This is a genomic window from uncultured Pseudoramibacter sp. (genome assembly GCF_903789625.1).
GTDB classification, from domain to species: domain Bacteria; phylum Bacillota; class Clostridia; order Eubacteriales; family Eubacteriaceae; genus Pseudoramibacter; species Pseudoramibacter fermentans.
The window spans coordinates 1-26,034 of sequence record NZ_CAIFFF010000004.1; the positions used below are offsets into that span (position 1 = coordinate 1).

At 51.9% G+C, this 26,034-nt stretch carries 23 protein-coding genes; 20 read left to right on the top strand and 3 right to left on the bottom strand.

The window, feature by feature from the left end; translation table 11 throughout:
- Positions 1-201: 201 nt before the first annotated feature.
- The 17 genes from QZX60_RS03310 to hypB (QZX60_RS03390) all read left to right on the top strand — a co-directional run bounded on the left by QZX60_RS03310 (position 202) and on the right by hypB (QZX60_RS03390) (position 21,785).
- Positions 202-1,746: a hypothetical protein gene (locus QZX60_RS03310; RefSeq protein WP_295361403.1), complete on the top strand. Its 1,545-nt coding sequence runs from the start codon at positions 202-204 to the stop codon at positions 1,744-1,746.
- Positions 1,739-3,835 (top strand): hypothetical protein, encoded by a 2,097-nt coding sequence (locus tag QZX60_RS03315; RefSeq protein WP_295361406.1) that lies wholly within the window; start codon positions 1,739-1,741, stop codon positions 3,833-3,835. Before QZX60_RS03310 ends, QZX60_RS03315 begins: the two co-directional genes overlap by 8 nt.
- Complete coding sequence (locus tag QZX60_RS03320) at positions 3,832-4,860, top strand: hypothetical protein (RefSeq protein ID WP_295361409.1); 1,029 nt, start codon at positions 3,832-3,834, stop codon at positions 4,858-4,860. The genes QZX60_RS03315 and QZX60_RS03320 overlap by 4 nt, the downstream gene beginning before the upstream one ends.
- A 6-nt stretch (positions 4,861-4,866) precedes the next feature.
- A complete protein-coding gene (locus tag QZX60_RS03325) occupies positions 4,867-10,107 on the top strand; it encodes a DEAD/DEAH box helicase (protein ID WP_295361412.1) in 5,241 nt (1,746 codons plus the stop codon).
- Positions 10,108-10,339: 232 nt separating this feature from the next.
- Positions 10,340-10,978 carry an NAD(P)-dependent oxidoreductase gene (locus QZX60_RS03330; RefSeq protein WP_295361415.1) on the top strand — a complete coding sequence of 213 codons (639 nt, stop codon included), beginning with the start codon at positions 10,340-10,342 and terminating at the stop codon, positions 10,976-10,978.
- Positions 10,979-11,116: 138 nt separating this feature from the next.
- Positions 11,117-12,817, top strand: a complete 1,701-nt coding sequence (locus QZX60_RS03335; protein ID WP_295361417.1) for a bifunctional metallophosphatase/5'-nucleotidase — start codon at positions 11,117-11,119, stop codon at positions 12,815-12,817.
- Between the two features lie 164 nt (positions 12,818-12,981).
- Positions 12,982-14,898 (top strand): NADH-quinone oxidoreductase subunit L, encoded by a 1,917-nt coding sequence (locus tag QZX60_RS03340; RefSeq protein WP_295361419.1) that lies wholly within the window; start codon positions 12,982-12,984, stop codon positions 14,896-14,898.
- On the top strand, positions 14,895-15,764 hold the full coding sequence (locus tag QZX60_RS03345; RefSeq protein WP_295361422.1) for a respiratory chain complex I subunit 1 family protein: 870 nt from the start codon (positions 14,895-14,897) through the stop codon (positions 15,762-15,764). The genes QZX60_RS03340 and QZX60_RS03345 overlap by 4 nt, the downstream gene beginning before the upstream one ends.
- 21 nt (positions 15,765-15,785) lie before the next feature.
- On the top strand, positions 15,786-16,247 hold the full coding sequence (nuoB, locus tag QZX60_RS03350) for an NADH-quinone oxidoreductase subunit B family protein (RefSeq protein ID WP_295361424.1): 462 nt from the start codon (positions 15,786-15,788) through the stop codon (positions 16,245-16,247).
- The gene (locus QZX60_RS03355) at positions 16,231-16,605 is read left to right on the top strand and encodes an NADH-quinone oxidoreductase subunit C (RefSeq protein WP_295361426.1); all 375 of its coding nucleotides are present in this window, start codon (positions 16,231-16,233) and stop codon (positions 16,603-16,605) included. Before nuoB ends, QZX60_RS03355 begins: the two co-directional genes overlap by 17 nt.
- The gene (locus QZX60_RS03360; RefSeq protein ID WP_295361428.1) at positions 16,602-17,693 is read left to right on the top strand and encodes a nickel-dependent hydrogenase large subunit; all 1,092 of its coding nucleotides are present in this window, start codon (positions 16,602-16,604) and stop codon (positions 17,691-17,693) included. The genes QZX60_RS03355 and QZX60_RS03360 overlap by 4 nt, the downstream gene beginning before the upstream one ends.
- 8 nt (positions 17,694-17,701) lie before the next feature.
- Positions 17,702-18,175, top strand: coding sequence for a 4Fe-4S dicluster domain-containing protein (locus tag QZX60_RS03365; RefSeq protein WP_295361431.1), 474 nt, complete (start codon positions 17,702-17,704; stop codon positions 18,173-18,175).
- Positions 18,176-18,391 carry a HypC/HybG/HupF family hydrogenase formation chaperone gene (locus QZX60_RS03370; RefSeq protein WP_295361434.1) on the top strand — a complete coding sequence of 72 codons (216 nt, stop codon included), beginning with the start codon at positions 18,176-18,178 and terminating at the stop codon, positions 18,389-18,391.
- Complete coding sequence (gene hypD, locus QZX60_RS03375) at positions 18,381-19,424, top strand: hydrogenase formation protein HypD (protein ID WP_295361436.1); 1,044 nt, start codon at positions 18,381-18,383, stop codon at positions 19,422-19,424. The genes QZX60_RS03370 and hypD overlap by 11 nt, the downstream gene beginning before the upstream one ends.
- 15 nt (positions 19,425-19,439) lie before the next feature.
- On the top strand, positions 19,440-20,432 hold the full coding sequence (gene hypE, locus QZX60_RS03380; protein WP_295361438.1) for a hydrogenase expression/formation protein HypE: 993 nt from the start codon (positions 19,440-19,442) through the stop codon (positions 20,430-20,432).
- Between the two features lie 14 nt (positions 20,433-20,446).
- On the top strand, positions 20,447-21,133 hold the full coding sequence (gene hypB / locus QZX60_RS03385) for a hydrogenase nickel incorporation protein HypB (RefSeq protein WP_295361441.1): 687 nt from the start codon (positions 20,447-20,449) through the stop codon (positions 21,131-21,133).
- Positions 21,117-21,785, top strand: a complete 669-nt coding sequence (gene hypB / locus QZX60_RS03390; RefSeq protein ID WP_295361444.1) for a hydrogenase nickel incorporation protein HypB — start codon at positions 21,117-21,119, stop codon at positions 21,783-21,785. The genes hypB (QZX60_RS03385) and hypB (QZX60_RS03390) overlap by 17 nt, the downstream gene beginning before the upstream one ends.
- Here the strand turns inward: hypB (QZX60_RS03390) and QZX60_RS03395 are convergent.
- From QZX60_RS03395 to QZX60_RS03405, 3 genes are all read right to left on the bottom strand, one after another.
- On the bottom strand, positions 21,782-22,132 hold the full coding sequence (locus QZX60_RS03395; RefSeq protein ID WP_295361446.1) for a hydrogenase maturation nickel metallochaperone HypA: 351 nt from the start codon (positions 22,130-22,132) through the stop codon (positions 21,782-21,784). The genes hypB (QZX60_RS03390) and QZX60_RS03395 overlap by 4 nt on opposite strands.
- 81 nt (positions 22,133-22,213) lie before the next feature.
- Positions 22,214-23,191, bottom strand: a complete 978-nt coding sequence (epsC, locus tag QZX60_RS03400; RefSeq protein ID WP_295361448.1) for a serine O-acetyltransferase EpsC — start codon at positions 23,189-23,191, stop codon at positions 22,214-22,216.
- Positions 23,192-23,211: 20 nt separating this feature from the next.
- Positions 23,212-23,664 carry a hypothetical protein gene (locus QZX60_RS03405; RefSeq protein ID WP_295361450.1) on the bottom strand — a complete coding sequence of 151 codons (453 nt, stop codon included), beginning with the start codon at positions 23,662-23,664 and terminating at the stop codon, positions 23,212-23,214.
- A gap of 115 nt (positions 23,665-23,779) precedes the next feature.
- Between QZX60_RS03405 and QZX60_RS03410 the strand changes: the two genes are divergently transcribed.
- The 3 genes from QZX60_RS03410 (at position 23,780) to QZX60_RS03420 (ending at position 26,034) form a co-directional block, all read left to right on the top strand.
- Entirely contained in the window at positions 23,780-24,703 is a 924-nt protein-coding gene (locus QZX60_RS03410) for a ketopantoate reductase family protein (RefSeq protein ID WP_295361452.1), read from the top strand.
- Positions 24,691-24,870: a hypothetical protein gene (locus QZX60_RS03415; RefSeq protein WP_295361453.1), complete on the top strand. Its 180-nt coding sequence runs from the start codon at positions 24,691-24,693 to the stop codon at positions 24,868-24,870. Before QZX60_RS03410 ends, QZX60_RS03415 begins: the two co-directional genes overlap by 13 nt.
- A gap of 141 nt (positions 24,871-25,011) precedes the next feature.
- Positions 25,012-26,034, top strand: coding sequence for a hypothetical protein (locus QZX60_RS03420; protein ID WP_295361455.1), 1,023 nt, complete (start codon positions 25,012-25,014; stop codon positions 26,032-26,034).

A 26,034-nucleotide genomic window follows, 5' to 3' on the forward strand; every position in this document is an offset into this window, starting at 1 on the left:
TACTTGGCGGGCAGCTGCCTGGGAGGATAGATCGTTGCGAAGCCTTTTTTTATTGTTTGAATTTTCAAACGCCGTCAGCAGATTTGCTGGCGGTTTTTTATAACTTAATTAATTTGTCATATTGTCATTTCGTCAATTAAAATATAAAATAAAATATACAGATAGATGACGTTTACAAATAAGTGAGAGAGGGAATGAAAGATGGCATTAGAACATGTCTGTAAATGGACGGAGCACGGATGGGTTAGGACGAATGCCGGGTCTTATGCAAGAGAAGTTAAACGCACTGTACATGCCTATGAGCATAAATTGATGTGTGAAATTTGCGGTCAGTATGTAGCACTTGCATATGGGAAGATTAGGGAGCCCTATTTTAAGCACGAAACAAATGAGGAAAAAAGCTGCCCAGATCGTGCAACACTTTCAGAAACACAACTTAAAGCATTAAAGAAGGAATTTTCGCTGCCATTAAAAATAATTATTAAAAATAGTATTGAATTTCAAATTGGTTTTCCAAGTGGTTGTATGAACCAAAAAAATAAAAGCGGAAATATTTTCATAGAGAGAGACGGAGAAAAACCGAGAACATATACTTATTCGAGAGAAAGATTAGATGATGAAAAAATATCTTATCTATCAGTGGGAAGCGTACCGTCAGAAAGGTATGAATTGCATGACAGCAGCGGATTATTAAAGAAAAACTGCCCGAAAGTCGTAGAAGGCGTTAAAGCGAGTGGTACATTATTCGACCAAGAAACAGGCAAGAAATTGTCAATAGACGCGGATGTTACCATTCATCATAAATATTTACTTGTCATTAGAAGAATTGGATATGGTGTCTATCGTTGTGTCGGTTTGAGCGTGAAGCCAATTAAAGAATTTGGGAATGGTTGGCGTATCTATGAAGTTTCAGCTGAGCGGGTTTCTCAGGATGTCGCTGCGTTTTTCCAAAATTATCACGCTAGACTGACAGATGAACCGGCTAAACTTTTTCCGATTTGGCCAGCATGTGTGGAGCGGCCTTATCAAGTTTATTGCGGAAGAAGTGAAAGGGAACTGTATTTCTATTTGATGGGGCATTATACGGAACTAAATATTCCTGGATCTTCAACACCGGTATGGGAGAGTGAATCTTCACGCTGTTATAGAACATTATGTGATGATAGGCAGAAGATAGCATTAGTCAGCCGGACAAAAGCCCTTTTGTACACATATTTTAGTCGAAAGGATTTATCAGAATTTGCGAATCATTCAAAATCCATAGTCAGTGTTGTGGATGAAAATGGACAAATGATCGAACCGGGAGAACAAACAAAATTACCACATAAAAATCAAATTAACGTTTCGATGAAATTTGATGGAGTTGCGGAGTTGTTCGATTCGGAGGGTGAAATAATTGAAAAATATTTCATTAAAGCGGATCAAAACTGCAGTATCGGGGATATACGATTGGACCGCCAGCTTAAAATTTTTTGCGGACAAGATTGTGTGTGGCAAGTATCCTACAAAAGGAAAGAGCGGAAAAATAAAAAGACTTCGTTTGACCGCGATTTGCTGCAAAAACTTGTTTCGTTTAAAGGGGATTATATACCGGTTTCGAGGTCGATCGGCGCAGTGGCTGCAAAGTTCAAAGATAATCCGGAAATTTGCAGATGGCTTTCTACTCAGTTGCACAGTGGTAAAATTTCAAGAAGAGCGATTAAGTTATTGATTACAAAGTTTTCAGAGGATAAAAAGAATGAGTAATATAATCTGCGAAGTAAAACCTAGCAATAATGGCGTCATATTACAATGGCTTGCTGGAATTAAAGATGGAACGATTGTAAGGTTAAAACAAGATAAACTAAGGCTTGAAAAAGACAAAAAATATTATTATAAAAGCAATGGACCGGAAAAGATTGGCACGATAGGGGTGTGGAATTGGACAAGACAGACAAATCAAACAGATGGAAATATCGTTTTTATACAAAGTCAATATACTGAGAATGTCAGGCCAATTGAAATCATCGCAATTGAACTGCAAGTTCAATCTAAATCTGAAGTGGCGAATTATATCAGATCGAACGCAATCAAAGCTAAAGAAAACGGATTGGATGTTTTAATTTGCTTTCCATCATCAGAAAAAGAAAATTTATATGACGGTGTATATTGTAAAAACGATGAATTTGAAATTATCGATTCGAAATTACACTTAAAAGACAATATTCATAAGTTTCCACTTTTCCAAATAGATTCGAACGAGATTGTCAGAACAAAACAGTACGACTTTTATTATAGGCTTGAGTTAGGCGTAGCTAATGATTTTATTGAATTAAAAGAGCCAAAAGAAATATTAATCGATCTGCTCCTTGAACATTCGGATTGGGCGTCTATGAGCGCAAAAGGGCTTTCGCAAAAAGATTACAAAATAGTCAACAAGTATTTAAATGATTTTTTGAATAAAGATTTTTATGAAGAATTTGCAGAGAGAAGTGGATGTACGCTTACAGATGCAAAAGCGATTTGCCGGGATTTTATAAAAAACAGCGGGACCTATTTACAAGAGAAAAGTGATGGGGAAAATCAATTTATTGACGATATTTTCGAGCACAATCGTTCACTTCGTGAAAAATATGAAAAACGAGTTGATGAAAAATGGAACGAAAAACATGCTTCAAAAATACAGGCGGAACAGAAAGAATACGATAATCTGAAACAAAAAATCAAAAACGAGCAATCTGGACTGCAGCAATTGAAAAATGATTTATCTTCGGAAATTAAAGTGCTTAAGCAGGAAAAAGAAAAAGAAGCCCATGCTCTGGAAAAATGGAAGGAAGAATCTCAACAAAAGAAAGTAAATAAAGAAATTGAACTGAATATTCTTAAAGATCAAATTGATAGAAAACAGAAACAAATCAAGGAACTTGAGCAAAAAGTTGCAAAACAGAGGGAAAAAGCAGAAAAGATAACGAATCAAGCGGATAATCAAATTGTATCTCAATCAAAAAGAATCAATAGCATTGAATCACCTCAAGATGTAGAAAAATTATTTATTGAGGGAAAACCATTGGCAGATAATGATATAGATGAGTGCGCTAATTGGAGCGATATGTGCTCGATATTAAAAGAAAATTTTGGTATTGCTGGTGTAGATGAAAATGAAAATAGCATACTTACTGGTTTTGTCAGCTATTTATACGCAGCTTATTTAAACGAAATTCCGGTTTTACTTGCCGGCCCAAATGCAAAAAATATTGCTGATGCCTTTTCCGCGGCTGTTTACGGAAAGACTGCGGATCGGTTTAACTGTGAAGGGCAATACCAAATTACGAAATTGTCAAATGGAAATGAAAGTCCTTTTACAGTGATTGACAATGTTTTTCATGCAAATTGGCTCGATCATGTTGATGATATTACAAGTGAATTTCAATATTGCTGGTTTACCAATGCTTTTGCAGAAAATCTTATTATAGAGCCTAGAGGCCTGTACAATTATATGATTCCAGTTGTAACAGATTTATTTGTTACAGTCCGCCCTGATACTGATCCAACTTATTACGGCAAACAAAAGCAGGATTTTGATATTAAAGGTGAAGATAGGAAAATCCGCAGCTGCTTAAAGGTTTTACAAGGTTTTGGCTTAGGCAGTTTATATCGCAGAAATATTGAGATGATTTTAAAAACGCTTAACGGAATGCCGGGCTACTCGGATGATTGGGCCTATTATTTTGTTTTACTTCCATACGCGATTTTAACGGGAAATGAAAGATTCTTAGTTGAAACGATTGAGTCATCCGAGAAAATTTCAAATGATTGCCGGGACATCATCATGCAATACCTCGGAGACAACCAATGACACGGGATTTGCTAGAACAAATCGCTGATGATTTAGGCATTCGAAAAGGCAGCAGAGAGTCTGAAGAATTTTGGAAAGTACGCGTGGCCTACAGTGCGGCTGGGAAAATGGCATTGGGATCACTTTGGGATGAAGAAGACGACAATACGCCGATCTCGGTTCGGCATTTTAAACACAGGGCAGAGAGAGAGCTTACAGCGCTTTGCGCAATCGATTATGACCTGAAATATCAAATTGAAGCAGAAAAACAGATTGACGCAATAGTCGGTGAAATTTACGATATTTACTTAAATTGCGGCTATATTTATCATTCCCCTAATCGCATTGCGCCATGCGAGGAGAAAATCGTGCGGATCAATGGCTTATCCTTCGTGCGCGGCTGCGGTCTTCAGGAACCCCTAAAGGTCTGCGGACTTGGGTTATACGAAAATATCGCATATGCGATGGGAAATTACGAACGTGTAGAAAGCCTTATCGATTTATATCAATTACAAACGACACCATACGATAAATGGTTAGAAAAATCGGTAAACGAAGAAGAATGGCAAGAAATAAAGACAGCTGGGGATGTCGAATATCTTCGAATCAAGACGCCTTTTTATTATGGTTATTGGCAGGGAAAGCCGGATGAACAAATCGTTTCACTTATGAGAACAGAAGTGAACACGCAGGGACAACAGAGCAGTTATTATCTTTACAAAAAAGAGGGTCAAATGGTTAAAGCGCGTCAGCTGCCGTATTGGCTGATCGAAAATAAGGGTTACCGTTTTGCATCTAATTGGATATTGAAACGGCAGAGGACACTTCCGCCGTCTCTATATATAAACGATGGCGATTTGATACATCTTCATATTCAATATCTCTATCCACCCAATATTCAGAATTTTATCAAACTCTTCTCATGGCCGAAATATTTCAATGATTTAAAGAAGAGTGCGTTTGAGCGCGTCATGAATCGGGACGTTTTTCGAGTGATTCGCAAGACGCTTGAAACATTGGGATTCCAATTTAAAGAAGGGAAATAAGGTATCATGTCCAACGGAGCAAATGCCGTTCACAAACAGCTGCGGACGGAATTAGAAAATTACATCAAATCACAGTATTTTGGGAAATCGCCGCTTTTGCTGAACGCCATCAATGATAAGCTAGATGAAGAAGGACTTTTGTACCGGAAGCCCTATATTGAGTCTTCTCCGGCGTACAAAATGGTGGAAGACGGTATTGCGAAGTCGTCTCTGCCGGATTGGCTCAAGACTTTCTTTTCAGAACTCTCTCAAAAGGGCCTCGGCGTTTTTCCATCACCCTTTAAGCATCAGGTCGACGCGCTCGAACAAGCCTTTGCTGGAAAAGATTTGTTCGTTTCGACAGGAACGGGCTCCGGGAAAACCGAGTGCTTCATGTGGCCGCTTTTGGCAAAACTGGCTGCGGAAGCGCGGGAAAACAAAACGTGGCATCAGCGGGGCGTGAGAGTGGTGATCATGTACCCGATGAATGCGCTGGTATCCGATCAGATCAGTCGCCTCAGAAAATTGATCGGCGATCCGGAGGAACAATTTATTCAAACGTTTAGAGGCATTTGCGGAGCTGAAGTACGCCGCCCTCAATTCGGCATGTACACCGGGCGGACGCCTTATCCGGGAGATGATCCAAGCGCAAAGCAAGATCATGACCTTGAGAGGACACTTCGAAAAATGATCGACTCTGAAAATGGGGAAGAACGCATTTATCTCGAAAAATTGAAAGCGGACGGGAAGGTTCCGGCGAAAAAGGATTTGAGCGCTTTTTTGGAACGGATTCACAACAGCGAGCATCGGCCTGATCCAGAGGACGCGGAGCTGATCACGCGCTTTGAAATGCAGGCATGCTGTCCTGACATTTTGATTACAAATTATTCCATGTTGGAATATATGCTGCTGCGTCCGAGAGAAAAGAAAATCTGGGACGACACGAAACGTTGGCTTGAAGCTGACCCGAAAAACAAGCTGTTATTTATCATCGATGAAGCGCACATGTACCGCGGTTCGTCCGGAGGCGAAGTGGCCCTGCTGATCAGACGGCTGTTCCACAAGCTCGGTATCGGGCGCGGCCGTGTGCAGTTTATTCTGACGACGGCCAGCATGCCAAATCGAAACGAAGAAGACCGGCAAAAGGTGATGCAATTTGCTCGGGATTTGACCGCGGCGAAAGGGGATCATCCGTTTGTTTTTCTAACCGGCGAAAGAGAAACGCTAGAAGGACTCGCCACGAGAAAGATCCTCCTTGAAAAATTTTTATCGATTTCGCCCGAGCAGTTCGAGGATGACGCAACCCGTCTGGACGCACTGAACGATTTTTGGCACGGCGTGGACGGTGCGGGTGCGCCCTTTGAGACCACAGAGGCTGCGGCTGAATGGATGTACGACAATCTCGTCTATTACAAGCCTTTTGCCAAGCTCATGAAGCAATGCCGGGGAGAGACCTGCTCCCTCGACGAGTTGGCGTCCGGTATCTTTAGAGGTGAGCCAAAAGACGACGCGCTGAAGGCGGTGAGCGTGCTGCTCGCCATCGCGCCGATCGCTCGAGACCGCAAAGGGGCGGTGCTGTTTCCGGCACGCATGCACATGTTGTTCAGAGGCATTAGAGGTGTGTACGCCTGCACCAATCCAGATTGCAGCCACGCCCATTCAGACGGGAAATTGACCCTTGGCGAAATCTTTTTGTCGGACGGTGAATTGATGTGTCCGGCATGCGGCAGCAGCGTCTACGAATTGTACAATGACAGACGCTGTGGCGCGCTGTTTTTCAAAGGATACGTTTTTGAAGACGCTTATGAGCGAAAAGAGCGGACTTATCTCTGGCGCTATCCGGGACAGATGATCGACCGGCGCATGAAAGAAATACATCTCTACATTCCACCGGCGGATTACCGCGCGCCGAGAAAACAAGGAAAGAATCGCATTTCGCCTTGTTATCTTGACATCCAAAGCGGATTTGTCGATTTTCAGGACGACAGGCTGAACGGACAGCCGGGCATTCGGAAATTGTACTACTGCGATTATACGGCCAAGGGCAAACCCGATGAGATCACTTTTTCAAGCTGCCCCCACTGCGGCCATACATTGTCCAGTTTACAGTTGACGCCATTCAGTACACGTGGGAATCAGTCTTTTTTCAATTTGATCAAAACGCAATTTCAGGCTGAGCCAGCCGTACCTGGAAAAAACCACGATCCAGAGCATCTGCCTAATGAAGGGCGCAAAGTATTGCTTTTCTCTGACAGCCGTCAACGTGCGGCAAAGCTCGCGAGAGACATGTCCGACGCTTCAGATACCGAAGCGGCGCGCCAGCTCTTTGTTCTGGCGATAAATGAAATGGAAAAATCGAAAGATGAATGGTCGATGAATGTTTTTTACGATTTTTTCTGTCTCACAGCAGGAAAGCACCACGTTCATCTTTTCCATGAACCGGATCGAGAAAAATTTATCGGCGACTGCGGTAAGACACTCAAAAGATATAACCGCATGAAAAGGCGGAAACGATCTTACAGTCCGGAGCTGAAAATGGACAATACGCCCGATCAGATGAAGCAGTATATTTTAAGTCTTTTCAGCGGCGGGTACAACACGCTTTGCGATACGGCAGTTGCCTGGCTGGAACCGATGCGCGAAAAAATGTACGACTGTCAGGATGACCTTGAAGATCAAGGCATCGAAGTTGAGGATGACACATTCATTGAAATTTTTAATGCTTGGATGCTGTGGCTCAATGATCGGTTCACCGCTCTCGGTCAGACGATCCCCGATTTAATTCGAGAGGAAGTTAGACCCAATTACGACGGCTATGGGCTCGACGCGAATTGGAAATTCCCCAAGACCATGATCGACATTATGGATTGGAAGGACAATCCAAGGGAAATGGAAGCGTGGAGGAACGTGCTGCACGATCATTTCCTCGATCAGCAGCAGGAGAGCGGGAAGTTTTACGTCGACCTTTCAAGAATTAAACCGCGGTTCGATAAAGACCATGTATGGTACCGCTGCGAAAAGTGTTCAGAAATCACGCCTTACACAGTGAGCGGAAAATGCCCGAGCTGTGGGTCAGCGCACATTCACGAATTCAATGAAAATGACAAGCAATCTCTCGCATTTTGGCGCAAACCGATTGAGGACGCGCTGAACGGGAAACCCATACGCGTCATCGACACGGAAGAGCATACGGCGCAACTTTCCCATAAAGACCAACGGGATGACATGTGGTCACAGACCGAAAAATACGAGCTTCGCTTTCAGGATTTGATTCAGGGGAATGAAACGCCGGTCGATATTTTGAGCAGCACGACGACAATGGAAGTCGGCATCGATATCGGCTCCCTTGTGGCTGTCGGCCTTAGAAACATCCCACCGATGCGCGAGAATTATCAGCAAAGAGCAGGGCGTGCCGGTCGCCGTGGTTCCAGTCTTTCGACGATTGTCACTTTTTGCGAGGATGGGCCGCACGACACGCTATATTTTAGAGATCCGGTGCCGATGTTTAGAGGCGATCCGAGACAGCCTTGGGTCGATATTCAAAGCCCGAAACTGCTTCAGCGGCACATGAATATGGTCATCTTTCAGGAATATCTGTCGGAAAATCATAGACCAAGTCTTGATCGATTGCCGGCCGCGGAATTTTTGAAAAGGGATTTGAAATCATTTCACGATTTCCTCAAGTACTATCAAATTGATAGCAGCACGGCATTGCTTCCGGATGGGGATTCGTTCGATTTGAAGCAATCAAAGCAGTCGCTGGTGTATTCTTTGAAGGATATGACCGTTAAATGCGAACACCACCCCGAATTGTTCGGTGTGTACGACAGCGGTAAGTTGATGCAAAATCCGAAAACTTTGCTCGACGAGCTGTACGAAGACGGCATCGTGCCAACCTATTCTTTTCCGAAAAATGTCGTCAGTACCTACATCATGAAAGACGGAAGGGTTCAGTACGAAGTTCAGCGCGGTTTAGATGTGGCCATTGGCGAATACGCGCCGGGACGAGCGATTGTCGTCGACAAGCAGACTTATCAAATCGGCGGATTTTATTATCCAGGCACCGAATGGCGGGGTAGAGGCAATTCGCCGGCGTCGTCTTTCGTAAGTGACCCAAATTATTTAAAAGATGTGCTCAGCTGTCCGGAATGCGGCTGGTTCGGATTGGCTTCGGAAAGCGACGGCAAATGCCCATTTTGCGGAAACACACAGCTTGAACCCATGCGGCAAATGCTGAAACCTTGGGGATTTGCGCCAAAGAACGCGAAAGCCATTCCGGAAGCCCAGCTCAACGAGGAATACTCAGCGGTCCAACAGCCGCTGTATTCGACGCTGCCGAAATCGGACGAAATGAAGCGGGTGCCGGGCACATCCCATATTCGGATTGCGCCGCGGACGAACCAGAGAATTATGATGATCAACAAAGGCGTCGAAGGCCGCGGATTTATGGTTTGTGCGGACTGCGGCGCGGCGATGCTCGGTGACGATCCGGAGGTTTTGAAGAACATATCCCGCCCGTATCAACAAAAATATGGGAAAAAGAAATGCAGCCATACCAACGTGATCAACGTCAATCTCGGGTACGATTTCGTGACAGACATGCTCGTGTTGGAATTTGCGTTGGACGAGTCGCAAATTGAAACAGACCGGAAAAACAATATCTGGTTGAACCGTGCAGCTCAGTCTTTAGCTGAAGCGCTCCGCTTGGTTGCGAGCAAAGAACTAGATATTGAGTTCTCGGAACTCATGACCGGCTATCGTCTGCGAAATAATCCAAAAGGAACGTTTGTCGATATCTATTTGTATGACAATCTGTCGAGCGGCGCCGGTTACGCGGTCGGCATTGCGGACAACATCAATGGACTTCTCGGAGGGATCCGAGAGCTTCTCGAAGGCTGCGACTGCCAGAGCGCCTGCGGCAAATGTTTGAAGCATTACCGCAATCAACATGTGCATGGCCTGCTGGATCGCTTTGCCGCATTAGAACTCTTAAGATGGGGTGTTGAAGGCGAAAGGGAAAAAGCCATTGAGGCAGAGGAACAGAGAAAGCTGGTGCGTTCTATAAGCAGCATCCTGAATGCCGCTGGTTACCAAATTTCGACAGAATCGAAAGAGATCCGAATTTCTAAAAATGGCAATGTGAAAAATTTGGTGATTTACCCTGCGATGTGGAAAAAACCGAAGCAGTCAGGGACGATCTTTGTAAGCGATACTTTTGTCAAAATCGCCAAGCCTTACGCCATCAAGGAAATAGAACAGCAAATCTAATTTCAATCTCAAAATATATTTAAATTACAAAAGAGCGGTTCGCCGCTCTTTTTTTATAAAAAAAATCAAAATAAATGAAATAAAATTGTTGACAATATAAATGTAAGCTGTTATACTACAATCATCAAAGATGAAATAAACAAATTGACAACAATTTTTAGTTTCTTTGAAAAAGACACAGATATTTACGGATTTTATTAAATGAATTGATGATTGAAAGGAAGTATTTCAAATGACAAAGAAATTAGCAGTAGTAGCAGCAAACGGCAGAGTAGCAGGCAAGGTCATCACGGAAGCGATTAACCGCGGCTTTGATGTGACCGCCTTCGGACGTCACGACGAAAACAACACGGACGCGCCGGTTTACATCAAAAAAGACATTCTGGATTTGACGAAAGAAGATCTCGCTGGCTTTGACGCGGTGGTCGACGCCTTTGGCGCATGGACAGCGGAAACCCTGCCGCAGCACACGACGACAACCCTCCACCTTTGCGATATCCTCTCGGGCACAGACACGAGACTCTTGATCGTCGGCGGCGCAGGCTCCCTGTTCGTCAACCCGGAACACACCGCGGTGGTGGCAGACGGCCCGGATTTCCCGGACGATTTCAAACCACTGGCCTCAGCGATGGCGGCGGCTCTTGCCGAACTGCGCAAACGCGATGACGTCAAATGGACCTACATCTCTCCGGCAGGGGATTTCCAGGCTGACGGTGAACGCAGCGGCCAGTACATCCTCGGCGGCGAAGAACTGACCCTCAACGATCGCGGCGAATCCATCATCTCCTACGCGGATTATGCGATCGCGATGGTCGACGAAATCGAAAAGGGCGATCACATTCAACAACGTATTTCCGTCGTCAGAGCTTAATCGCGAGTTATCTATCACGAAATCGGGAAATGTACATCAGCCAGTAAATTATAGGGTACAAATCACGACAGAGCGGCCAGTCCGCTCTGTTTTTTTGCTATAATAAGAGCAAATCATTGAACCTTAGGGGGAAAGACAATGAAGGGTTGCGTTCGAGCACAGATGAATCGATTTGCGAAATGGCTGGTGGTGTTGATTGGGCTGTTGGCCCTATTGGGCGCGGCATCCCCGGTTTTGGCGAAAAGCGCGAGCAAGGCCAAGACCCTCCGCGTGATTTACACCACTCGAGTTGACGGACAGATGAACAGCGACGCGAAGGGCCGGGGCGGTGCGGCGAAGCTGGCGGCGTTGATCAAGGCCAACCGGACGGACAACACGATCGTGGTCGATGGCGGTGGCTTTGGCAATGGGCTGCTCAACGCGGCGGTCTACGGCGAAGTGGGCGATCCCTGGAGTTTGATGGGGACGATGGGCTACGACGCCGCCCTTCAGACAAATGACAATCGGTTCGCCGCATATTCGAAGCAGGCCAAGGCGGTGAAGACGCAGAAGAATCAAGCGCCGAAAATCGTCAGCCGAAGTGCGCCGTCGGCGCTCGAGAAACAGACCGAGCGCATCGCTGTTTTCAACAAGGGCGGCATCAAAGTTGGCGTGATGGCCCTTTCTTCAGGAGGCAGTTTCTGGACAACGGCACAGCAGGCGCGCCAGGATATCGCCCGTCTCAAGGACAATCATTGTGACGTGATCGTCGCGCTTTCCGACCTCACGGACAGCCAAAACAAAACCATCGCCCGGCTCAACCACCGCATCAACATCATCGTCGACGGCCGGAGCGGACGGGAAATCGACGATCCGATTACCGCTGGAAAGGCTGCGATCGTCTCAGCAGGGAAAAACGGGACGCAGATCGGTGTGATGGATTACCGCGTCGACGCGCAGGAGGTCAAAACTGACGGGCTGATTCCAATGGGCGCTAATGTCAAGAACGATCAGGATACGGCCGATCAGGTGGGGCAGATTTCGGCCGCGCTCACGCAGCAGATCGATCCGTCCAAGGTGCTGGCTGTGAGCCAGCAGGATTTCACCTCGAAAAAAACGAGAACGAAAAAATTCGCTGACAACGACACCGGCAATCTGGTCTCAGACGCCTACGCGGCCCAGGCAGACGGCGCGGTCGGCGTGGTGGCAGAATCCTCTCTCAAGGACGGGCTGGCCCTCGGCGATGTGACGGTCCAAAACGTCGTCGACCTGTTTTCGAGAAACAGCGGGCGCCTCGTGAAGCTGACGGTTTCCGGCGAGACCCTTCGGGATTTCTGTGAGGTTGACGCGACAATCGGCTACCTCGCGACAGGGCGGCAGCTGTATTTTTCCGGCCTCACCTATGACTACGCGCCCAGCCGCACGCCCTTTAACCGCGTGACCCAGGTGCGGGTGAAGGCAGACGGCAAGTGGCAGGCGGTGCGGGCCAACCGTCATTATACGGTGATCACGGACCAGGGCACAGTTCAGGTGCTTGAAGCGGCGCCGATGAAAATCGCGGTCAAAAAGCAGAAGATTCAGAGCACCCTCGGCTGGCAGGCAGTGGTGTCCGCCGTCGGCAGCCAGAGCAAGGACGGCGCGGCCGATTTGTCAGCCAACTACGTCGTGACGCGAAACGCCAAAAAGGCGGTTCAGATTCGAACGGTGGGCGCTTACTTTAAAAATCCGTCCCGTTTCGGCGTATTGACGTATTGCGTGGCAATTGTTGTGCTCGCGCTGATCGTCAGCGTCATCATTTCGAGGCAGATGAAAAAACAAAACGGCTTGACCCGGCGCGGCCAGCGTGGGCGGAAGCTATAAAGCGGATGTGTACAGCCAGTTGAAATTTCAAATTGATGAAAACGAAATTTCAGCTGGCTTTTTTTGCGATTGATCGGAAGAAATAGACATTTTGTGGTATGATAATAATGACATTGAAAACGAGTAGCAAACATAAAAATAGGGGGGATAGGAGGACCTTATTTATGGGAGTGGCAATTTTTCTCATTTGTTTTCCGCTGATCGTCGCGCCGATCATGTACCTGATTCGAAACGATAAGGTGCGCGGCCGGGTGACCTACGTCTGTGGGGCAGTGATCACGGCGGCGGCGCTGTGCCTGACGGTCCGCTGGTGCGCCGGCGGCATGCAGGTCATCAAAGCCTACGACCCGGCGGAATGGATCGATCATTTGATTCTAGCCGGCGAAATCGTGTTGGCGGTCATCGTGACGATTTTGTGTTTTAAATACCACAGGGGCATCATCAGCCTGCTGGCCATCGTGCCGACGGGGATGATCACCTATCTGGAATTAAAGGGGCCGGCGCTTGCTGAGGTCAACGCCATTTACGTCGACCATCTGTCGATTTTGATGTGTCTGATCGTCGGGATCATCGGCGTGCTCATCGTCGTTTACGCGGTGGGCTATATGGAAGGCTACCACGAACATCACACCGAATTCGTCAACCGGAAAAATTATTTTTTCATGGTGCTTTTTCTCTTTTTGGGTGCGATGTTCGGCTTTGTGCTGTCGTCGAGCCTGCTCTGGATCGATTTGTTCTGGGAAATCACCTCGGTTTGTTCGTTCCTGCTCATCGGCTACACGAAAACCGATGAGGCGATCACCAACTCGTTCCGCGCGCTGTGGATGAATCTCCTCGGCGGGACGGCGCTGGCTGTTGGCATCGTCTATCTGGCTTATCGCGGAGGCAACGTGTCGCTGCAGTATTTGATCAGCCTCGGCACGGCCGGCAGGGTCATCGCTATTATTCCGATCGCGCTGATTGCCTTTGCGGCGCTGACAAAAGCGGCGCAGCTGCCCTTCTCGACGTGGCTGATGGGCGCGATGGTCGCACCGACGCCGTCGTCTGCACTGCTGCACAGCGCGACGATGGTCAAGGCCGGCATCTACATGCTGTTTCGGCTGGCGCCGGCGATGCCGGGGACGACGACGGGGATGATGGTGTCCCTGGTCGGCGGCTTTACGTTTTTCATGGCCTCAATCATGGCGATTTCCCAGCGGGACGCCAAAAAGGTGCTCGCACTGTCCACGATCTCGAATCTCGGCCTGATGGTGGCCTGCGCCGGTGTCGGACGGCCCGAAACGATATGGGCCGGCATCTTTTTGATGCTGTTCCACGCCGTATCCAAATCGCTGTTGTTCCAGGATGTGGGGGCCACAGAAAATGCCACCGGCAGCCGAAATATTGAAGACATGCACGGGCTGATGTACCGCCTGCCCCGTTTGGCGATTTTCATGTTCGTCGGGATTGCCGGGATGTACCTGGCGCCTTTCGGCATGCTCATTTCCAAATGGTCGGCGCTGAAGGCGGCTGTGGACAACAACAACATCATCCTCGTGCTGTTCATTGCCTTTGGATCGGCCACGACGGGCTTTTACTGGACCAAATGGATGGGCAAGCTCATCGCCTTCAGCCACCGCAGCGGCCAAAAGGAATCGGACCACATGTTCCCAGAAGAAGTGCTGTCCTTGACGGTGCATGCCGTGCTGATGATCGCGCTGTGCGTGCTGCTGCCGCTGATCTCGAAGGCCTACGTGGATCCGCTTTTGGTCGAAATGTTCGGCACCTATACCGACGTGCTGTCCACGTCGATTTTGATCATGCTGGTGGTTACGATCTGCTTCGTCTTCGCCATCCCGATGCTGTCGATGGTCTACACCCGCAACCTCAAGATGAACATGAAGCTCTCGTACATGAGCGGCATCAACGCCGGCAACAACAAGCGCTTCATCGACGCGATGGGCGACAAGAAGAAAATCTGGCTGGTCAATTATTATTTTGAAGATTTCATCCAGGCCGATCGCATGATGCGGTACAGCCAGATCTTTGCAGCGGCTGTACTGATCATCATGATCTGTGTGGTAATTGGAGGCGTCTTATGATTGAAAAAATAATCGGCGTAGCTGCGTATATTCTGCTGGCGCCGCTGGTCGGTGGTCTGCTCGACGGGCTCGACCGGAAAATCTCAGCCCGGATGCAGGGGCGTGTGGGCCCGCCGCTGCTGCAGCCCTTTTACGACGTGAGAAAGCTTTTCGCCAAGCAGATCGTCGGCGTTATCAACAGTTCTCAGGCGGCCATGCTCTATTCGTATCTGCTCCTGATGGTCTTTTCGGGGTGCATCTTCTTCGCCGGCAACGACATCTTGATGAGCGTCTTCGTCCTGTCGACGGCGTCGCTGTTTCTGTACTTCACGGCGGTCATCACGGGGTCGCCCTACAATTCGATCGCCGCGTCCCGCGAGCTGATCCAGATCATGACCTACGAACCGGCCGTGATCCTCGCCTGTGTCGGCTTCTACATGGCCTCGGGCACCTTCAACGTCAGCGGGATTATCCATTCAGACATGGTCATGATCACGAGACTGCCGGGGTTCTTTATCGCCTTCGTCTTCATCCTGACCATCAAAATGCGCAAATCGCCCTTTGACGTCAGCACCTCGCACCACGCTCATCAGGAGCTGGTCAAAGGGGTCACGACGGAAATGGGCGCACGCAACCTCGCGATTTACACCATCGCGGAATGGTACGAAGTGGTCTATTTGCTCGGATTCGTTGCGCTGTTCGTCATCAATCAGCAGTGGTGGAGCTTTGTGCTGGCCGCTATCATCATTCTGGCGGTCTATTTCCTGGAAATTTTAATCGACAACAGCGCCGCCCGCGTGAAATACGGCGCCATGCTCAAATGGACCTGGGCCATGACCCTTTTGGCGGCGGGCGTCAACCTGCTGATTTTGATGCTGATCCGCTAGTTGAGGGAAGGAGGCAAATTTATGGCAAAAGTAAAAAAATCGCCGTGGCTGCTGCATTACGACGGTTCCAGCTGCAACGGCTGCGATATTGAAACCCTGGCGTGTCTGACGCCGGTTTACGACGCGGAGCGCTTCGGCGTGGTGAACACGGGCGACCCCCTCCAGGCGGATATCTTTCTGATCACCGGGGGCATCAACACCCAGAACAGAAGCGTGGTGGAACAGCTGTACCAGCAGATGCCCCGGCCAAAGGTCGTGGTCGCGGTCGGCACCTGTGCGTGCACTGGCGGCATCTTCAAGGACTGCTACAACATTCTCGGTGGCGCCGACAAGGTCATTCCGGTGGACATTTACGTGCCGGGGTGCGCGGCGCGGCCCCAGGCGATCATCGACGGGATTATTCAGGCAGTCGATTTGTTCCAGAAGCGGTCGGACGAACACGAACAGAAAAAGAAAGGAGCGGCCAATGGCGGTCATCATTAAAAAAGAACCAGAGCAGAAGACCATCACCATCGCAGAACTGCTGCCCGAGGTCATCGCGATTCGAAAGCGCGGGATGCGGGTCTGTCAAATCTGCGCGGCGTGGGTGAACGAGCAGTTTGAGCTCAGCTACACCTTTGCCAACGACGGCAACTACCTGCTCCTGACATTGCGGGTCGTCATCGACAAGGACGTCGAGGTGCCGAGCATCACGCCGATCTACCCGAGCGCGGTCTTTTACGAAAACGAAATGAAGGAATTGTTCGGCGTCAAGGTCGAAAACATCAGCATGGACTACAAGGACAAATTCTACCGCATTGAAGAAAAGACGCCCTTCGGTCCGGAAAGCGAGGATGAATGATGGCGAGAAAACACAAGCGCAACATCGTGCCCTTCGGGCCCCAGCATCCCGTGCTGCCGGAGCCGATCCATCTGGATCTGGTGCTCGACGACGAAAAGGTCGTCGGGGTCATCCCGTCGGTGGGCTTCATTCACCGCGGACTCGAGGGCCTCGTCGACAAGCGGGACTTCAAAGAAATGGTCTACGTCGCGGAACGGACCTGCGGCATCTGCAGCTTCCAGCACGGCATGGGCTATTGCGAAGCGGTGGAGCAGATCATGAACATCGAGGTGCCGCCGCGCGCCAAATACCTGCGCACGATCTGGGGCGAAACCTCCAGGCTTCACAGCCACCTGCTGTGGCTGGGGCTGATGGCTGACGCCTTCGGCTTTGAAAGCTTGTTTTATCAGTGCTGGCGCATCCGCGAAAAAATTCTGGATTTGATCGAGCTGTCCACCGGCGGCCGGGTCATTTTCTCGGTGAACCAGATTGGCGGCGTGCTCAAGGACATGGACGCGGAGATGCTGAAGCATTTTCTCGACGTGCTCGCCGAGGTCGAGACGGAAGTGCATGAAATTCAGAAGACCTTCATGCTGGACTACACGGTTCAGTCGCGGACGGTGGGCGTCGGCGTCATGACGAAGCGGCAGATTCACGCCTGCGGGAGCGTCGGCCCCTTCGCGCGGGCCAGCGGCTTTAAGGTCGACATGCGCAAGCTCGGCTACGAGGCTTATCCCGATTTGGATTTTGAGCCGGTCATCAGCAACGACGGCGACTGCTACGCGCGGTGCGACGTGCGCATCAGAGAAATTTTCCAATCCATCGACCTAATCCGTCAGGCGGCCGCGAAAATCCCCGACAGCGAGCTCGCCGCGAAGGTCAAGGGGAACCCGGACGGCGAATGCTTTGCGCGGATCGAACAGCCCCGGGGCGAGGCCATTTACTACGTCCGCGGAACAGGAAAGAAATTCGTCAATCGGATGCGCATCCGCACACCGACCTTCGCCAATCTGCCGGGGCTCTGCGAAATGCTCAAGAACGCGGATTACGCGGACGTGCCGCTGATGATATTGACGATCGATCCATGCATCAGCTGTACAGAACGGTAGGTGAGAAAATGGCACACTTTTTTACATTTGCAAAGACGGCGCTGAAAAATTTAACCTCCAAGCCGGTCACCACGAAATACCCCGACGCACCCATCGACTATCCGGCGCGCAGCCGCGGCCATATCGAGATCGACATCGATCAGTGCATTTCCTGCAGCCTCTGCGTGAGAAACTGCCCGACGGAATGCCTCGCGGTTGACAAAAACGCCGGGACCTGGACGATTAACCGCTTCGACTGCATCGTCTGCGGGTATTGTACGGTCAACTGCCCGAAGCACTGCCTGAAGGTCGTCAACGGCCATCAGAAGCCAGGCACCGAAAAACAGGCAGCGACTTATCAGAAATCACCGGAGGTCATGGCTGCGGAAAAAGCGAAGAAGGAAGCCTTGGCGAAGAAAAAAGCGGAAGCGCTGAAAAAGGCCCAGGCGGCCAAGGCTGCGAAAGCGGCTCAGGCGGCTGAAGCGAAAAAGGAGGGCGATTAAATGTGCGTGGCATTGCCAGGTACGGTGATCTCGTGTGACGGCGATTCGGCCGTCGTGGATTTCAGCGGCAACCGCGTGCGGGCGAAGACGGGGCTGGTCGACGTGGCACCGGGTGACAAGGTACTGGTGCACGCCGGCTGCGTGCTGCAGAAAATGCGCGAGGAAGAGGCCGCGGAATTGGAACGCTTATTTAAGGAGCTCGGCGATGTCGGATGAGGCGCTCGCGGCGGTTAAGGCGCGGCTGAAGGCCTACGACGGGCCGAGGATGCGGATCATGGAGGTGTGCGGCAGCCACACGGCGGCGATCGTCAAGAACGGCATTCCCGGGCTGCTTTCAAAGCAGATCGAGCTCGTCGCCGGGCCGGGCTGTCCGGTCTGCGTGACGCCGACGGATTACATCGATCGGCTGATCGCGCTCTCACAGGAAGAGAACACCTGCGTCGTGACCTTTGGGGATCTGCTGCGGGTGCCCGGCAGCGCAGGCACGCTGATGCAGGCGAAAAACGCGGGCGGCCGCGCCGAGATGGTCTACTCGCCCTTCGATATCCTCGCGATGGCGCAGGCGGAACCTGCGACGACCTTCATCTTTGCGGCGGTGGGCTTCGAGACGACGGCGCCAGTTTACGCGCTGCTTCTCGACCAAATCGTCGAGGCCCATATTGAGAACATTCGATTTTTGACGGCGCTCAAAACCATGCCGCCGGTCATCGACGCGCTGTGCGCGGGCGGCGCGGACGTGCAGGGGCTGATCGCGCCGGGCCACGTCGCGGTGGTGATCGGGTCGGACGCCTTCAAACCGCTGGCTGAAGCTTATCAGCTGCCCTTTGGGGTCGCCGGCTTTTCCGGCATGCATCTGCTCTACGCGATCGACGGCATCGTCCGCGCCCGCGGCAGAGGCACCGTGATGAATTTCTACCCCGAAGCCGTGACGCCGACGGGCAATGTGAAGGCCCAGGCCCTTGTCGCGAAATACTTCGAGCCGGGGGACGCCCTCTGGCGGGGCATCGGTGTCATTCCCGGTTCCGGCTTGTTTTTAAAACCGGCGGTTCAGCGCTTTGACATGGGCAGCCGGGCCCTTCAGCACGACCACCCGATGAATGCGGCCTGCCGGTGCGGCGAGGTGCTTAGAGGGGCGATTGCGCCCCAAGACTGCCCGCTGTTTAAGACGGCCTGCACGCCGCTGCATCCGCAAGGCGCCTGCATGGTTTCGGCGGAGGGCAATTGCCTTTCGGTTTACAATCAGAATTAAAAGGACAGGAGATCAATGGAACAGACAGTGATTACGACAGCGCACGGCAGCGGCGGCGCCGCGACTGCTGCGCTCATCGACGGGATTTTTGCCAAGGCCTTCGACAATCCGGTGCTGGCGCAGATGGAAGACAGCGCCGTGGTGCCGGGGGCCGGTGAGATTGCGGTGACGACGGACAGCTTTGTCGTCGATCCGCTTTTTTTTAACGGCGGCGACATCGGCCGCTTATCGGTCTGCGGGACCGTCAACGACCTACTGATGCGGGGCGCAGTGCCGAAATATTTGACCTGTGGCTTTATTCTCGAGACCGGTCTTTTGGTCGAAGAACTAAAATGCATCGCGGCGTCGATGGCCGCGACGGCGAAGGAAGCCGGCGTCACGATTGTCGCGGGAGATACGAAGGTCGTGGAAGGCGGCGGTGGGCTCTACATCAACACAGCCGGCATCGGTTTTGCGCAGGGCCGCGAAATCGGCGCAAGACAGATTCAGCCGGGGGACGTGATCATTTTGTCGGGCAACCTTGGCGAGCATCACGCGGCCATATTGAGCGAGCGCCTGTCGATCGACACGGACATCGCCAGCGACTGCGCGCCGCTGGTGGAGATGGTGCGGGCGCTGATGACATCTGACGTAACGGTTCACGCGATGCGGGACATCACTCGGGGCGGCCTTGCTACGATTCTGAAAGAAATGGCCGAAACGTCGGGGCTGACCTTTGAGCTTAAAGAAAGCGGCCTGCCGGTCACGCCGAAGGTGCGGGATTTCTGCGGCCTGCTCGGGCTGGACCCGCTCTACATGGGCAATGAAGGCAAGATGGCTGTGATGGTGCCGGAATCTGACGCGGACGAGGCCCTTAGACTGATTCGGGCCAGCGCCTACGGCGCCCACGCGGCGGTCGTCGGCAGGGTGTCCGCCGGTGAGCCGGGACAGGTCGTCGTCGAGACCGCCGTCGGCGGCCGGCGGAATATCGACGTCCTGCGGGGCGAAGGCCTGCCGAGAATTTGTTAGCAAAGGAGCGGAAGGTGCAGAAGGTCAAAACAATTGCGCTCAAAAAGCAAATCCTCGATGACAACGGCCGTGAGGCGGACGCGTTGAGAGCGGCGCTCAAATCAAAGGGCGTGTTTTATCTCAATCTGATGTCGTCTCCGGGATCGGGCAAGACGACGCTGATTCGCGAAACGGCGAAATGGCTTCAACCGCGTTACCGCGTCGGCGTGATGGAGGCCGACATCGATTCCGACGTGGACGCGGCGGCGCTCTTAGCCAGCGGCATCGAGAGCGTCCAGCTCCACACCGGCGGCATGTGCCATTTGGACGCGGCGATGTCCAGACAGGGGCTTTCGGCGCTGGGAGACGCTTTCGACGTCGTGATCCTCGAGAACGTCGGCAATTTGGTGTGTCCGGCGGAATTTGACACCGGCGCCTCGGCCTGCGCCGCCATTTTATCGGTGCCTGAAGGGGATGACAAGCCCTTGAAGTACCCGCTGATGTTCGAACAGGTCGACGCAGTCTGCGTCAGCAAGGTGGACACAGCAGCGTATTTCGATTTCGATCGAGGGCGTTTTGCCGATTACGTGCACCGCATCCATCCGGGGGTGCCGATTTTCTTCCTGTCGGCGAAAACCGGCGAAGGCGTCGCGGAATGGGTGACGTGGCTCGCCGAACAAATCGAAGGGTGGAAAGGAAAAGCAGATGAGCAGAAAAATTGAAGTGATCGAGATCGGCCGGGATCTCAGCCAGGAAAATGACGCGGCCGCGCAGCAGATTCGGGAAGACAACGCAAAACGGCACCGCTACCTCGTCAACGTGATGGCCTCACCTGGCGCCGGTAAGACCAGCGTGCTGCTGAAAACGGCGGAGGCCCTCTGCAGCCGGTTTCGGCTCGGCGTGATGGAGGCGGATATCGCGGCGCAGGTCGACGCGGAGCAGATGCAGGCGGCTGGACTCCACGCGGTGCAGGTGCACACCGGCGGCGAGTGCGCGATGGACGCGGCGATGACAGCACAGGGACTGGCCGCTTTTGGCGAGGTGCCTGTCGATCTCGTCTTTTTAGAAAATGTGGGCAATCTGGTCTGTCCGGCGGAAAACGACGTTGGCGCGGACCTCAACGTTGAAATTCTTTCGGTGCCCGAGGGCGACGACAAGCCGCTGAAATACCCGCTGATGTTTCGGGTCTGTCCGGTGGTGCTGATCAATAAGATCGACACCGAGCCGGCCTTCGACTTTGACCGGGAGGCTGCGCGCGCGCGCATCCTCGCCCTTCGGCCCGACGCGAAAATCTTTTTCATGTCGGCAAAAACCGGAGAAGGCGTCCAGGAATGGGCCGACTGGCTGACGGCGCAGGCGAAAAAGAAGATTTAAGGGGTTTTCACCGCGATCGACCGCAGCACCGTGGATTTGCCTTGGATCAGCTTCGCCTTGGCGCTGCCGCAGGCCGGGCAGCGGTAATCGTTGGTCCTGTCTGGGTGAAAGCGGGTGCCGCAGGCGGCGCATTCGGCCTCGACCGGGACGACGTGAACGACGAGACGCGACCCCTCCAGCAGTGTGCCCTTCACAGCGGCGGGGTAGTAACGGAGGAGGTAGTCGGGGACGATGTCGGTCATTTCGCCGACGTCGACGGTGATGCTTTCAATTTCGGTGATGCCGCGGCGTTCCGCCTCCTCGAGGGCGGCGGAGACGAAGCGCACGACGGTGCTCATTTCGTGCATGGCTTATCCTTTCAAATCAAATTAAAAACAGACAGCCGATGCGGATCCCTGTTATTAGATTCGCATCGGCTGTTTTGGCGTTTAAATCATGTAAAACCAGCGGTTGTCCAGCGGGACGTCCTTCGGTTCAGCGGCATCATTGGCGTCGGATTTCGGATAGTTGATGGACAGCTCCTGATTTTTAATCGAGACCCGGGCGTGGGGCGGAATCGAGGTCGTAATGAAGCAGCTGCCGCCGATGACCGAGCCTTCACCGATGACGGTTTCGCCGCCGAGAATGGACGCGCCGGCGTACACCGTGACGTTGTCGCCGATGGTCGGGTGGCGCTTCACGTTTTTAAGATTCTGGCCGCCCTTGGTGGAGAGCGCGCCGAGGGTCACGCCCTGGTATATCTTGACGTTGTCGCCAATGACGGTGGTTTCGCCGATGACGATGCCGGTGCCGTGGTCGATGAAGAAGTATTTACCGATGGTGGCGCCGGGGTGGATGTCGATGCCCGTCATGTTGTGGGCGATTTCCGTCATCATCCGGGGCAGAATCGGCACGCCGAGCTCGTAGAGGCCGTGGGCCAGCCGATTGACGAGGGTCGCGTAGAGGCCGGGGTAGGAGAAGATGATTTCATCCTTGTTGAAGGCCGCCGGATCGCCGTCGTAGGCCGCCTGAACGTCGGTTTCGGTGTAGGCGCGGATGGCGGGCAGCTTTTCGAGGTAGGCGAAGGTCAGCTTTTTGGCCTTTTTGGTTAACGCCTCGTCGTTGAGGTCTTTGTTGTCTTCAAGGTAGGGCAGGGTCATTTTGATCTGTTGAATCAGGTTGTAGACCACATCCTCGAGGATCATCTGCACGTTGGTGCGGCGGGTGTAGCCGTGGTACACTTTGTTGCGGTAGTAGCCCGGGTAAACCAGGATCATCAGGTGACGGATCAGCGAGATGACGGTTTCCTTGTCTGGGTGGGTGTAGGGCATCAGCTGATCGATTTTTTTGTTTTCGCTGTAATCCAGCATCAGCATGTTGGTGACGCGGTTAATATCGTCTTCCATTTCTGCGTTTTTAATTTTCATCGTGTTGTGCTTTCTAAGAATTATTTGTCCGGAGAATCCATTTTTCCGGCAATGTAACGGGTCGCTGTGCGCAAATCCTGATCGAGCTGGTGCAGGGTGGCGATCAGCGTGTCGTTTTGCTGGATTAAGAGCCAGTTTTGTTCGACGACAGCTTTGAGATTGGCGCGTTCTGCGGCCTTCTGGGCCTGCTTTTTTTCGCCCTTTTTTGCCGGTTTCATCTGCGTGGCGCCGACGAGCTCCCGCGCGATGGCTCGGGTCTGTTCGGCGTACGCCTGCATGTCGTCCAGACCGCGGCTGGTCAGGTAGGCGTCGGTCAGGATCTGACACTTCTTTTCCCGCGCGGCGGCCTTGGCTTCTGCCTTGCCCGCTTCAGAATCGTCAGCGGCTTTGGCGTCCGGGTTGTTTTCGTCGAATTCGAGAAAGGATAAAATCGGCTGGTGTTGGTCTAAGTTGGAATCAGCTGGGTCTTTCATATTGCGCACTCCATTGTTTATTATTTAGAACAATTTTAACACAGAACCGAGGCATTTTGCACCGGGCTGTGATAAAATTAAAGAAAAACATAGAAATGCGATAGGAGGGGTCACAATGCAGTATTTAGTCGTCGGCGCCGGCGGAACGGGCGGCATGATTGCCTACAAGCTGGCCAAAGGTGGACAGGACGTCACACTGATCGCCAGAGGGGCACACCTTGAAAAAATTCTAAACGAAGGCTTGAAGGTGCACACACAGTGGGATGACGCGGTCGACGCGGTGCCGGTGAAGGCGGTTACGGCGGAAAACTGCGGCGGGCCCTACGACGTGATCTTCGTCTGCTTCAAATGGTATTCGATCGAAAGCGCGCTGCCAATTATCGCACAAGCGGCCAATGCCCACACCGTCGTCATTCCGATTCTCAACATCTACGGCACCGGTCGGATGCTTCAGCAGAAGCTGCCGGACAAGTATATTTTGGACGGCTGCATTTACGTGGCGGCCTCGAAGGAAAAGCCGGGGCAGATTTTCCAGTTTGGCAAAATCATGCGCATCGTGTTCGGGCCACGGCAGGATCAGGAAAAGCGGCCGGTGCTGGAAGCCATCGCGGCGGAGCTCGACGCCTGCGGGATTGAAGGGAAGCTCAGCGACCACATCGAGGAGGAAGCCCTCGAAAAATTCTGCTACATTTCGCCGGTCGGGACGGCCAGCCTCTATTACGACGTGACTTCCGGCGGCTTCCGCACGCCTGGAAAGCCGCGGGACATGCTCGTCGAGCTGATGCGGGAAATCTGCGCCATCGGCGAGGCGATGGGGACGCCGCTGCCCGACGACATCGTCGAGTGCAACCTCGAGATCGTCGCGTCTCTCGATCCGAACAATGGCACGTCGATGCAGCGGGACGTGATGGCCGGGCACGTTTCCGAGATGGACGGCCTTGTGGCCGAGGTGCTGCGCATGGCGAAGCGGTGCGGCGTGCCGGTGCCGGCCTACGAAAAGGCGGCGGCGCTTTTCCGCAAGCGGGGATGGATGGCGTAACGGCGCGGCGGGCACAGCCCAGTGATGAAATTTATCAGAAATTAAGTGAAAATAGAAAATCTGGCAAAAACCCGTCATTTTTATTAAAAGTGTCTAAAAAATTTGAAAATTTTCCCGATTATGCTATAATGAAATTGCCAAGAAAAAGGCGTTGTATCGGCTGTTAAGTCGATTTCTGCTAACATGTCTTTTTCATTTCTTTTCCTTATGAGCCGCCGAAAGGCGGTTTTTTTATTTGGGTGGGTTTTCCGCGAATGTGCTATAATAAAATTATTCCATGAAATCAATGACAATAGGGGAAGGTTTTTGTGAAAAAGAAACGCGAACGGGATGTGCGGACCCGCCATCCTTATCCCGAGACATCTGAAAACGGCGAATCCCGGCTGAAAGAGATCAATCAGGCCATGCGCGACCAGAGTTTGCGCGACACCCGCAGCAGGAGGGTGCTCTGGATTTTGCGGATTCTCGTGATCGTCGCCATGGTCCGTCAGGTCGCGATGCACGATTACGAAGGGGCGGCCCTCTGCGTGCTGACCCTGCTTTTGATGATCCTGCCCGGGCTGGTTCAGGCGTCGCTCAGGGTCGTGATTCCGCAGACGATGGAAATCGTCATGTACGTCTTCATCTACGCGGCTGAAATTCTCGGCGAGGTCAACAAATATTACACCCGCATTCCCTTCTGGGACACGATTCTGCACACCCTCAACGGCTTTGTCTGCGCCGCCATCGGTTTTTCGCTGGTGCTTTTACTCAACGCGGACAAGCGGGCGATTTTCAGGCTTTCGCCGGTTTTCGTGTCCATTGTCGCCTTCTGCTTTTCGATGACGATCGGCGTCATCTGGGAATTTTTCGAATTTACAATGGATCAGCTGTTCATGACGGATATGCAGAAGGACACCGTGGTGCACGCGATTCACTCGGTCGCTCTCGACCCGTCGAAGGGCCAGCACGTCAAGACCATCAGCCACATCACCCAGACGATAGTCAACGGCAAGGTGCTGCCGATTCACGGGTACCTGGATATCGGGCTGATCGACACGATGAGCGATCTTTTCGTCAATTTTATCGGCGCCCTCATTTTCTGCACCATCGGCTATTTTGCGTTAAAGGGGCGTCAGCGTCAGCGGCTGATGGCTGAACAGCTCATCGTGGTGCCGGAAGAGGACAAAGCGGTCCGAGACGCGCTGGAGGCGCAGGACGAAAGAGCCTTTCTCGAAGCGCACGAAAAGGAGCTGGCCCATTTCAAGCGGCTGCGGCGTCAAAAGCGTTTAGATCATGGGGCGGCGCCCGAAAAAGAACAGGTGGCGCCTGAAAATAAAGGGGGACAATAA